This window comes from Microcystis wesenbergii NRERC-220, from assembly GCF_032027425.1.
In the GTDB taxonomy this organism is placed as follows: Bacteria; Cyanobacteriota; Cyanobacteriia; order Cyanobacteriales; family Microcystaceae; genus Microcystis; species Microcystis wesenbergii_A.
Genome location: NZ_JAVSJA010000001.1, coordinates 2306227 through 2318178 on the forward strand (window position 1 = coordinate 2306227; position 11952 = coordinate 2318178).

An 11952-nucleotide genomic window follows, 5' to 3' on the forward strand; every position below is an offset into this window, starting at 1 on the left:
TTGCAAGCTTTTTTTTCTTCCTTTCTGCCCCATCCGCGGAATTAGTGGCCAGCTATCTAGCTAATTGGGGAATACGTCCTTTTAATCCCGTCATTAATTGCAGGGCAAACAATTTCAACGGGGGGAAACCGCACATAATTGCCAATCCTAGACGACGGATGACAACGATGGGCGGCCAGTTATTGGAGAACAAGCGATCAAGAAAATCTGTGAAGCCTAAAATCGCTAAATTCTCCGATCTACGCCATTTTTCGTAGGATTTTAGGGTAGAAAGCGCTCCTATATCTTCTTGCTTGTCCACTGCTTCCTTTAATACCTGCGCTAAAGCGGCCGCGTCGCGAATGCCTAAATTTAAACCTTGACCACCGACGGGATGACAACAGTGAGCGGCATCACCAATTAAAGCCAGTCGGGGTTTAACATAAGTATCACTCTGCATTAACTGTACGGGAAAGAGAGCGCGGGGGCTAACTAATGCTATTTTTCCCAGTAATCCCCCCGTATATGCTTCTAATTTGTCGATAAATTCCCCTTCGGGCATTTCTTGCAGTTTTTTCGCTTCGCCATGGGGATTTGTCCAAACGATCTGACAGCGATTACCCTGGAGCGGTAAAATGCCCATCGGACCGGTGGGCCAAAATCTTTCAAAGGCGGTATCGTTGCGATCAAGTTGATGTTTAATGGTGAAAGCGACACAGGATTGCCAATATTTCCAACCTTTGGTTTTAATTTGCGCCCCTTGCCGGATAGCGGATCTGGCTCCATCGGCCCCGATGACTAATTTTGTGGTGATTTTTCGGGTTTGACCGGCTTCTTCCAGGGTGACAGTCGCTGTTTCTGCTCCGTACTCCACTTCTAACACTTTAGCAGGGGATAACCACTCAATGCGATCGCAATCTTGGCTGGCCTTGTGCAGGGCGGTTAAAATCACTTGATGTTCGCCCACATAGCCCAAATAATCGGTTTTTAGCTCATCGACCACAAAGGGTACAAAAATCGGGTAATCGGCATCAGAAAGGCGAATATGACGAAATTTACCGATACTGGGCGAGATTTTATCCCAGATACCCAAGCCTGTAAAAATCCGGCTCGACATCAACGAGAGGGCATAAGCTTGACGACGGGAGGCGGCCACCTCTAGGGGGCGTTCCTCGATCATAGCGATATTTAATCCTGTATTTTTTAAAGCCACCGCTAGGGTGGTCCCGACTATACCGCCCCCGACAATGATTAAATCGTAGCTGTCCCGTCCTAACATATAAATATTTTTCTCAAAGATAATCAGTGACTACAATGATCTATTCTGACACGATTTTCGGGGTTGCTGTCGGGTTTGATTCTCTTCACCCCACCTAGCCATTGATAGACTTGAAAGGGTTTTGTCCTTTGCCGAGAGTTTCGGGTTAGGGTTAAGTAAGTGTTTTGGCTCTCTGGCAAGAGTGCCTCTCTTAACTAGGAAATCACCATGGAACTTTATCAACGAATAGCCGATTTTTATGACTCCTCTAGTGGACTGTGGGAAAGGATTTGGGGCGAACATCTGCACCATGGTTACTACGGTCGGAGTGGCAAGATTAAACTCGATCGCCGTCAGGCACAAATTGATTTAATAGAAGAATTATTAACTTGGGGAAATGTCACCGGCGCTAATCAGATTCTTGATGTGGGTTGTGGTATTGGTGGCAGTAGCCTTTATCTGGCCGAAAAATTTCACAGCCAAGGGGTGGGGATTACCCTTTCCCCGGTACAAGCCGTTAGAGCCAGCCAAAGAGCGCAAGAGTTCAATTTAGAAAAACAAGTCAGTTTTCTTGTGGCTGATGCCCTAAAAACACCCTTTCCTGACGATAATTTTGATCTGGTCTGGTCATTGGAAAGTGGCGAACATATGCCCGATAAAAGGCAATTTCTGCGGGAATGTTATCGGGTTTTGCAGCCCGGGGGGACTTTTTTGATGGCTACTTGGTGTCATCGTCCGACCACTTCCCTCGCTGGTAATTTAACGGAAGGGGAGATTAGACTATTAAACGAGATTTATCAGGTTTATTGTCTGCCATATGTGATTTCTTTGCCAGAATACGCCGATATTGCCCGTGAAGTTGGCTTTCAAGACCTAAAAACCGATGATTGGTCCCTATCGGTGGCCGCTTTTTGGGATGTGGTGATTGACTCGGCCCTAACCACAGATGCGATCGCAGGTTTGTTAGCAAGCGGTTACACTACTATCCGAGGGGCATTATCTTTAGGGTTAATGCGGCGCGGTTACGAGTCGGGTTTAATTCGTTTTGGCTTACTGCAAGGGAAAAAATAATCAGCTGGGCCATAATTAAAGTCCAGCGATCCTAGTCTAATTCCCCCTGGCAGCTGCAAAAGTTTTTTCCTTTCATTCTATTGGCCGAGTTTTTCTTTCGCCAATTCAATTCTGAATTGGCGGCCTCTATAGTTTTCGCAGTAGTCATCAATAAATTTAACTGTTGGTTGTCCTGGGCGTGGCTTAACCATAGACCACCTCTCGATTTCAGGCTATATATCTTATCTCTCTTCCCCAGACTCCCAGAAGAGCGATATAAAAAATTTTTGCATCGGGGAATGATAAAGTTAGATAAAAAAATTCAAGACGGTGTGATCAAAGTGAAATTTTCTGCTAGTGCCTATTTTTCCCTGCTGCGCCATTGTGCCGTTCCTTTGCTGTCGATCGCTACTTTTACGCCAATTCTCTTAACTTATTTAGCCAAGGAAAAACCAGAAACCCCGCAACCGCAAGCAAATCTAGAGACTGCTCCCTTCCCTTCCCCTATTATTCCATCTCCGATCGCACCCTTAATCGCGCCATCGCCGAAACTATCCCCCTCTCCCCAATCTTCTGCGACTCCAAAATCAGCGCCCTCTCCCCAATCTTCCCCCTCGGAGCCGAAAAAATTAGCGCCATCGGTTCAAACTTCCCCTAATACTTCCCCTAATACTTCCCCCGCTGCCGCAGTTAAACCGGTGACTAGACAACCCTTAGTGGTTCCCGCTAATTATACGCCGCCGGCCATAGAAATTCGCGTGGCGATCAAAAGGGATGTGGCCAGTGTTTTGATTGGAGTTAACGGACCGGCGGTGATCACAGATCGCCAAGGTCGCGGTTTAAAAACGATTGCCACTAACGAGGGTTTACCGGTCATTCCAGGTGCCAATGGCTTAAAAATGGGCGATTTATCGCTGCCAGAGGTGATTTTTGTGCAGCCCACCAGTGCCGATGGTTTAGTTTATGTGGATGATGGTTGGTATCGGGGCAAAGTGCTGCTGGTTGCCCAAGGCGATCGCTTGTTAGTGGTCAATCATGTTAATTTAGAGGCCTATCTCTATAGTGTGGTGGGTAGTGAAATGCACTCCACCGCGCCAATGCACGCTTTAAAGGCACAAGCGATCGCCGCTCGTTCCTATGCTCTAGTACATATAATCCGCCCCGCTAATGCTTGGTTTCATCTGGGCAATAGCCAACGCTGGCAGGTATATAAAGGCATTCGCTCGGAGTATCAATCGACTCACCAGGCGGTTAATGCCACTGCCGGGCAGATTCTCAGTTACAAAGGGGGTGTAGTCGAGTCTCTTTATGCCGCCACCGATGAAATTGTCGCTTGGGCCCACGGTGGTCGCGGCATGAGTCAAACTGGAGCTTATAAATTAGCGGAAAAAGGCCTAGATTATCAACAAATTCTCGGTAATTATTATCCCGGAGTTGGTTTAGCCCGTCTAGTTCTACAAAATTAGATTGATAGGCTTTCTCGATCGCTGGTGCTAGGCTGTTGACTATCTAAATTACTTGTTAAGACTGTATGGAAGCTCCGGAGCCGGGAGAATTGCCAGATTCTGTCTTTTGCACGAGTGCCTGTTGCCTCTTGCCTTCAGAAGCTGATAACTGATAACTGATCACTGATCACTGAAATGCCGACCATAGCAGATTTCTAGTAACCGTATTACAATAAACTTTCAAAATGCTATAGCAGTAAATCTCTCTATGAATAGCCCCTTTCTCGACTACCTCAACGGCCCCAAGCATCCCGTCCTCGTCTTTGATGGGGCGATGGGAACTTCCCTACAAAGCCAAAATCTGACGGCCGAGGACTTTGGTGGGGCAGAATACGAAGGGTGTAACGAGTATCTTGTCCATACTAAACCTAGCGCCGTAGCCAAAGTCCACGAAGCCTTTTTAGCCGTGGGTGCGGATGTGATTGAAACCGACACCTTTGGGGGAACCTCGATAGTTTTAGCCGAGTACGATTTAGCCGATCAAGCCTATTATCTCAACAAAACCGCCGCCGAACTGGCCAAGGCTTGCGCTAATAAATACTCTACCCCCGAAAAACCCCGTTTTGTGGCGGGTTCCATGGGGCCGGGGACAAAACTGCCCACTTTGGGTCATATAGACTTTGATACTCTCAAAAATGCCTATGTGGAACAGGTAGAGGGTCTGTACGATGGCGGGGCAGATTTATTATTAGTAGAAACCTGTCAGGATGTCCTGCAAATTAAAGCGGCTTTAAATGCTATTGAAGAAGTATTTCAGCAAAAAGGTCAACGATTGCCCCTAATGGTTTCGGTGACGATGGAAACCATGGGAACGATGTTAGTAGGAACGGAAATTAACGCCGTTGTCTCTATTTTACAACCCTATAAAATCGATATTTTGGGACTTAACTGCGCCACTGGTCCTGATTTGATGAAACCCCATATTAAATATCTCTCGGAAAATTCCCCTTTTATTGTTTCTTGTATTCCTAACGCTGGTTTACCGGAAAATGTCGGCGGTCAAGCGCATTATCGCCTCACTCCCGTAGAATTAAAAATGGCTTTAATGCACTTTATCGAAGATTTGGGAGTACAAATTATCGGCGGTTGTTGTGGTACTCGTCCCGACCATATTCAAGCTTTAGCGGAACTAAGTCAGGGTTTAACTCCGAAATCTCGTCATTATCATTATGAACCCTCCGCCGCTTCTATCTACAGTACCCAACCCTATATTCAAGATAATTCTTTCCTGATTGTCGGGGAAAAATTAAACGCCAGTGGTTCTAAAAAATGTCGGGAACTGCTCAATGTTGAAGACTGGGATAGTTTAGTATCTATGGCGAAAGCTCAGGTAAAAGAAGGAGCGCATATTCTCGATGTCAACGTCGATTATGTGGGCCGGGATGGGGTGCGCGATATGCACCAATTAGCCTCTCGTTTAGTTAATAATGTCACCCTACCTTTAATGTTAGATTCCACCGAATGGGAAAAAATGGAAGCGGGGTTAAAAGTAGCGGGGGGTAAATGTATCCTCAACTCTACTAACTACGAAGACGGGGAATCGCGTTTTTATCAAGTCTTGGATTTAGCGAAAAAATACGGCGCGGGGGTAGTAATTGGAACCATTGATGAAGAAGGAATGGGACGCACTGCCGAGAAAAAATTCCAGATAGCTAAACGGGCCTATTATGCGGCGACAGAATACGGAATTCCTCCCTACGAAATCTTTTTTGATCCTTTAGCTTTACCGATTTCTACCGGTATCGAAGAAGACCGAGAAAATGGCAAGGCTACCATCGAAGCAATGGGACGAATTCGCCAAGAACTGCCCGAATGTCACATTCTTTTAGGTGTGTCTAATATCTCTTTTGGGTTGAATCCGGCAGCGCGTCAGGTATTAAATTCTGTCTTCCTCCACGAAGCGATGCAGGTGGGTATGGATGGCGCAATCGTCAGCGCTAATAAGATTCTTCCTCTGGCAAAAATTGAACCAGAATATCAGCAAGTTTGTCGGGATTTAATCTATGATAATCGTCGTTTTGATGGCGATATATGTGTTTATGATCCCCTGACCAAGTTAACCGAATTATTTGCGGGTAAAACTACTAAAAAAGACCCCTCTAGTAATGCTAATTTACCCGTGGAGGAACGCTTAAAACAGCATATTATTGATGGGGAAAGATTGGGACTGGAAGAGGCTTTAAAGCAAGCTTTACAGGACTATCCACCCCTAGATATTATTAATATTTTCCTCCTGGATGGGATGAAGGTAGTGGGTGAGTTATTTGGTTCAGGACAAATGCAGTTACCTTTTGTTCTCCAATCTGCCCAAACTATGAAAGCAGCCGTTGCCTTTTTAGAACCCTTTATGGAGAAAAAAGAGGGTGATAATAATGCCAAAGGGACTTTTATTATCGCAACAGTTAAAGGGGATGTTCACGATATAGGTAAAAACCTAGTTGATATTATCTTGACCAATAACGGCTATAGGGTGATTAATTTGGGCATTAAACAACCTGTAGAAAATATCATCGAAGCCTACAAAGAACATAAGGCCGATTGTATCGCCATGAGCGGTTTATTGGTGAAATCGACGGCTTTTATGAAGGAAAATCTAGAGGTTTTTAATGAAAAAGGAATCACCGTTCCTGTTATTCTTGGTGGGGCAGCTTTAACTCCCAAATTTGTCCATGATGACTGTCAAAAAACCTACAAGGGGCAGGTTATCTATGGAAAAGATGCCTTCTCTGACCTGCATTTTATGGATAAATTAATGCCCGCTAAAGCTGGGGGTCAATGGGATGATAGCAAAGGCTTTTTAGCGGAGTGTGCCGAGGCAGAAAAAACTACGGTTGTTGCAGAAGAATTAGAGGTTAATCCCGATACTATTTTTACCGATGGAACCCTAGACAAAGAATTAGTTATTGATACCCGTCGTTCGGAAGCGGTGGAAGTTGATATTCCCCGACCAACACCGCCCTTCTGGGGTACTAAAATATTAACGGCAGCAGAAATTCCCATCGAGGAGGTTTTCTGGTATTTAGACCTACAAGCTTTATTTGTCGGTCAATGGCAATTCCGCAAACCCAAAAGCCAATCGAAGCAAGAATACGACGAGTTTTTACAGGAAAAAGTTCATCCAATTCTGACAGCATGGAAAGAGAAAATTGTCAAGGAAAATTTACTAAACCCCACATTAATTTATGGTTATTTTCCCTGTCAATCCTCCGGTAATTCCCTCTTAATTTACGATCCCGAATCGATACAAGCGGGCGAAAAACCCGAAAATCTGCAACCGATCGCCATTTTTGAGTTTCCTCGCCAGAAATCCGCTCGTCGTCTCTGTATTGCTGACTTTTTCGCCCCGCAGGAATCCGGTATTATCGACGTTTTCCCGATGCAAGCGGTGACAGTGGGGGAAATCGCCACGGAATACGCTAAATCTCTCTTTGATGCCAACGAATATACTGAATACCTCTATTATCACGGCATGGCTGTCCAAACCGCCGAAGCCATGGCCGAATGGACCCACACCCGCATCCGTCGCGAGTTAGGTTTCGCAGAGTTCGATCCCGATAATATCCGCGATATACTGCAACAGCGTTACCAGGGTTCTCGCTATAGTTTCGGCTATCCCGCTTGTCCCAATATTCAGGACCAATACAAGCAATTAGATCTGTTAGGATGCGATCGCATTGGGATGTCTATGGACGAAAGCGAACAATTGTACCCAGAACAATCCACCACCGCCATCATCACCTATCACCCCACTGCTAAATACTTTAGTACCTAATCAGTGATCAGTTATCAGTGATCAGTTATCAGTGATTCAGTTATCAGGTGTGAGTTTTTATCGGTAAAACCCCACACCCCACACCCCACACCCTACACCCCGCACCCCACACCCCACACCCTACACCCTACACCCAGGAAAAACTTTTTGCCGCAAACCCTAATTAGGGCAGCCATTCCAGTAAAATTCCCACGGAGCTATCTTTACGCGCGCGGGAATTTTGGGCTTGAATATCGGCAGCTAAACGTAAATTAGAGGTAATCGCATAACCAACCGAAAGAGTAGTTAATCCCACCTCGTTAGCACCCCCCGGGGAGATAAAACTCTGACTGACGGTGATATCTGCTGCCCCCGTGCGAGAAAGGGCTAATTTGAGCTTTAATCCTAAGTTAAGCCCATCGGTGCTGTAATTTCCCGTTTGAATGTAACGATAGCCCACCATGGGAGCCAGATTGACATAATCACCCAAAGGGAGGAGATAGTATTGTAAATTTGCTCCTATTGCCGTCCTTTTGCCGTTAAAAGCCGTCTGATAATCGCCGCTTAGGGTTAAACTGGTTTGACCGAAAAACACATCTTCTACCCCCAAAATCACGCCACTGGAATTATCGGTAGAAGGAAACTCTGCATATCCTAAACGGATACGAGTGCGAAAACTAGGATCGCGGCGAATATCTTCGGCGATATCGGGTATTTTTTCTAACCAACGCTCTAAAACCGGGCTTTCTTGCCGAATTTTCGGGTCTAGGTCTAACTCCGTTTCTGCCCACACCGGACTAATCGCCCCCCATAATAAACCAAGAGCGATCGCATTTACAGAACAGCAAGAGAGCTTAAACATGATCTGCATTATACCCAAGGAGGCAGGGGGCAGGAGGCAAGAGGCAAGAGAAAGAATCTGGCAATAAAGCCTTTAGCTTAACAAATTACTGGTTACTGTTTACTGATCACTGAAAAGCCAGCACTCCCCCAAAGGTTACAATAAAAATAAAGATTCAGATTCCCCGTTATTCTTGAGAGGACGGGGGCAGTAGGAGCAGCCATAGTGGTCAGAATATTAAAACTTTCGCAATTAAGTAGCGCGGAACGGGCAAAACTTCAGAAAAGAGCCGAGTTAGATATTGATAACGCCCTCAAAGTCGCTCAAACGGTGATAGAAACCATCCGGGAGCGGGGGGATGCCGGCGTTGTGGACTATGTGCGGCGTTTTGACTACGAAGGTGCAACGGTAGAAAATATCAAAGTCAGCGAGGCAGAATTTGAGCAGGCTTTTCAGTTAATTGAACCGGAAGTAAAAACCGCCATTGAACAGGCTTTCCGGAATATTCAAGAGGTACATCGTCGCCAAATGCCGGAAGAAATGCAACTGGCAGAAATTGAAACCGGTGTCTTTGCTGGCGAAAAAATCTCTCCTATCCCCAATGTGGGTTTATACGTTCCCCGGGGCCGCGGTGCTTTTCCTTCGATGATGTTAATGTTAGCTATACCGGCAATGGTGGCAGGAGTGGAAAGAGTTGTCGTTTGCACTCCCCCCGATAAACAGGGCAACGTGGAACCCGTTTCTCTGGTGGCGGCGCGCATGGCTGGAGTCAGAGAAATTTATAAGTTAGGTGGCGTACAAGCGATCGCCGCTTTAGCTTTGGGAACAAAAAATATCAAAAGGGTTGACAAAATTACCGGTCCGTGCAGCGTCTATGGGGCGGCGGCCAAGCGGTTACTGTTCGGTACTGTGGATGTGGGTTTACCGGCAGGTCCGAGTGAGTCGATAGTTTTGGGCGATGAGTCCACCGATGCCCGTTTAGCGGCCTTGGATTTATTAATTGAAGCGGAACACGGGGCGGATTCGGCGGCTTTATTAGTCACCCACTGTGAAGATTTAGCGATCGCTGCTAGTGAATATGCTCAGGAATACCTGCAAAAACTCCCGGATTGGCGACGGGAATTCTGTGAGGCGGGTTTAGCCGCCTATGGGGGCATAATTTTAACCGATAGTTTGCAGCAATCCCTCGATTTTGTCAATGAGTACGCCCCGGAACATCTCGAGGTTTTAGTTAGTAATCCTTTTGCCATTCTGGGCAAGATTAAAAATGCTGGCGAAATTCTCCTAGGAAATCATACTCCTTCCTCTATGGCTACCTACGCCATCGGAGTCAATGCTGTGCTGCCGACAGGAAGTTTTGCCCGTTCCTATTCGGCGGTTTCGGTTTATGATTTTCTCAAGCGCTCCACTTTGGCTTATGTCACCCCTGAAGGCTTTGAAAAGTTAAAAGAAACCACGAAAACTTTAGCCGAGTACGAGGGTTTTCCCGCCCATAAATTAGCAATTCAACAGAGGGAAATTTTACTCTAAATACAGGGAATAGGAAACGGGGAATAACTCTGATTTATTATCCTGTCTCCTAGGGTGTATCTCATTTTTGTCAATCTACTAATTTGGTATTTTTCAGGGGAAACTTTCTCCTAAAATTGGACGTTACTTTTAGTTTTATCACTCAATCCAAGCTTTTGGGGGGTAGAACCCCCCAAACCCCCCGTTGGGGGCGTAGGGTTGATTCAAGGTAGGGTTGATTCAAGGTAGGGTTGATTCATGAATCAACCCTACCCCGTTGGGGGCGTGGTGCCGCCCCCAAACCCCGGAGCGCATTAGCTTTTCGGTGGGATGCTTACACGCGATTGTTCATATTTTTGTACTAATTTAAGAGTCACTGATAATTGCTGATTGTCGGTATTTCTGCAAATGTGGGATGCACCCCGTCTCCTATCTGGTACTATGATAAGAGCAGAGAATCAGGCAAGCATTTTATGAAAAAAGTAATTGTTATTTTAATTCTGGGTTTTCTGAGCGAACAAATATCAATAAAATCACCAATTTCTGGCAATCAAACCCTCAATAATTTAGCCGTAGCTAACAACAATAATCGTCCCACTCCCCAGAAAAAACCTAGTCCTTCTCCACAGTTTCGGTGCGATGGTAGAACTCACTGTTCCCAGATGATATCCTGTGCAGAAGCGACTTTTTTCTTGAGAAATTGCCCCAATGTCAAAATGGATGGAGACGGTGATGGAGTTCCCTGTGAAAGTCAATGGTGTGGAAAAAAATCCTCAGAAAAATGTTGGGAAAGTTTTCCAGATAACTAATTTTGTTTCCTCACCCCAATTCTCTCACTTAAAGAATCGGGGTAAAAACAATCAAGAAGCAGTAATCACGGGAGAATTAAGATATTGATAATTCCAGTCCGATTGTTGCCAAACGCGACCATCAAGGGCAATTTGTTCGATTAAACTAGCTAATCGTAAAGCTTTTAAAGCTTGTTCCCCACCGACAGAAGGTTGGTCCCCACCGCGCACACAATGAACAAAATGTTCTAATTCCGCGTGTAGAGGTTCAATATTGCTGGTATAAACCTTTTCAATTAAACCATCTTGACGGTAGAGAACTTGACCGTAATCGGTGCTATAGTTAGCGGTGGTTTGCCGGTGAATGAGGATTTCATTATTGAGAAAATCCGCTTCCGTGAGAGAATTTTTACAGTGGGCCGCTAAACGGCGAATCTTGCGATGAGTCACCTTACTAGCGGTTAAATTAGCCACCACTCCATTACTAAAACCAAGGGTTGCAGTGACATAATCGAGATAACCGGAATCAGTGGCAGCGCGACTACCACTAGCGGTTAATTTCACCACGGGAGCGGCGACTAATTCTAAAATTAAATCTATATCGTGGATCATTAAATCTAACACCACCGACACATCATTAGCGCGTTGGGAATAGGGACTCATGCGATGGGATTCAATCGCTAAAATCTCCTCGGTTTTCAAGACCTTCGATAACTCTTGGAAAGCGGGATTAAAACGCTCGATATGACCCACTTGCAGAATACAATCGTGATCGGCTGCTGCGTTGACTAAAGATTCCGCTTCACTAATACTAGCGGCGATCGGTTTCTCGATCAAGGTATGTACTCCCCCTTGCAGACAGTCCATCCCGACTCGATGGTGTAACCGCGTGGGGACAGCGATACAAACCGCATCTACCCTAGGTAAGAGATCTAAATAATTTTCAAAAAAACGGACTCGGTATTTACTGGCAGTTTCCAGTCCCTTTTCGACGTTGACATCGGCCACCCCGACGAATTCCACGTCTTTTAATAAACTCAGGATGCGACTATGGTGTTGTCCCATGTTACCGACCCCGATAATCCCGACTTTAATCGGTTTGAGTTGATTTCTGTTACCCGGAAAGTTTGCTGGTTGATTGGACATGAATTTTAGACTCCTGTGTTCACACTCCTCACACCACTTGATTAAATTAATCAAGCTGATTTTGTCCATTAATTACCAAGATGGTATCATGGTTATCCAGATTCTGACACGATGTCGGTGTCAAT

Annotated in this window: 8 protein-coding genes; 5 read left to right on the plus strand and 3 right to left on the minus strand. The window is 45.5% G+C overall.

Translation table 11 applies throughout. From position 1 onward, the window contains the following. Nucleotides 1-52: 52 nt before the first annotated feature. Nucleotides 53-1258, minus strand: coding sequence for an FAD-dependent hydroxylase (locus RAM70_RS11355; protein WP_190380525.1), 1206 nt, complete (start codon nt 1256-1258; stop codon nt 53-55). A gap of 207 nt (nt 1259-1465) precedes the next feature. Between RAM70_RS11355 and RAM70_RS11360 the strand changes: the two genes are divergently transcribed. The 3 genes from RAM70_RS11360 (at nt 1466) to metH (ending at nt 7564) form a co-directional block, all read left to right on the plus strand. Continuing rightward, a complete protein-coding gene (locus RAM70_RS11360; protein ID WP_190380524.1) occupies nt 1466-2308 on the plus strand; it encodes a methyltransferase domain-containing protein in 843 nt (280 codons plus the stop codon). A 278-nt stretch (nt 2309-2586) separates the two neighbouring features. Next, the gene (locus tag RAM70_RS11365) at nt 2587-3753 is read left to right on the plus strand and encodes a SpoIID/LytB domain-containing protein (RefSeq protein WP_045358348.1); all 1167 of its coding nucleotides are present in this window, start codon (nt 2587-2589) and stop codon (nt 3751-3753) included. A 247-nt stretch (nt 3754-4000) separates the two neighbouring features. Continuing rightward, nucleotides 4001-7564 carry a methionine synthase gene (gene metH, locus RAM70_RS11370; protein WP_312673787.1) on the plus strand — a complete coding sequence of 1188 codons (3564 nt, stop codon included), beginning with the start codon at nt 4001-4003 and terminating at the stop codon, nt 7562-7564. A 163-nt stretch (nt 7565-7727) separates the two neighbouring features. Here metH and RAM70_RS11375 read toward each other — a convergent pair whose 3' ends face one another. Continuing rightward, nucleotides 7728-8414 carry a hypothetical protein gene (locus tag RAM70_RS11375; protein WP_312673788.1) on the minus strand — a complete coding sequence of 229 codons (687 nt, stop codon included), beginning with the start codon at nt 8412-8414 and terminating at the stop codon, nt 7728-7730. A gap of 195 nt (nt 8415-8609) precedes the next feature. On the opposite strand from RAM70_RS11375, the gene hisD reads away from it, so the two are divergent. Both hisD and RAM70_RS11385 read left to right on the plus strand, forming a co-directional pair. Next, complete coding sequence (hisD, locus tag RAM70_RS11380; protein WP_045358343.1) at nt 8610-9914, plus strand: histidinol dehydrogenase; 1305 nt, start codon at nt 8610-8612, stop codon at nt 9912-9914. Nucleotides 9915-10366: 452 nt separating this feature from the next. After that, nucleotides 10367-10702, plus strand: a complete 336-nt coding sequence (locus tag RAM70_RS11385) for an excalibur calcium-binding domain-containing protein (protein WP_288002221.1) — start codon at nt 10367-10369, stop codon at nt 10700-10702. Nucleotides 10703-10753: 51 nt separating this feature from the next. Here RAM70_RS11385 and RAM70_RS11390 read toward each other — a convergent pair whose 3' ends face one another. Beyond that, entirely contained in the window at nt 10754-11827 is a 1074-nt protein-coding gene (locus RAM70_RS11390; protein ID WP_149978939.1) for a Gfo/Idh/MocA family protein, read from the minus strand. Between the last annotated feature and the right edge of the window lie 125 nt (nt 11828-11952).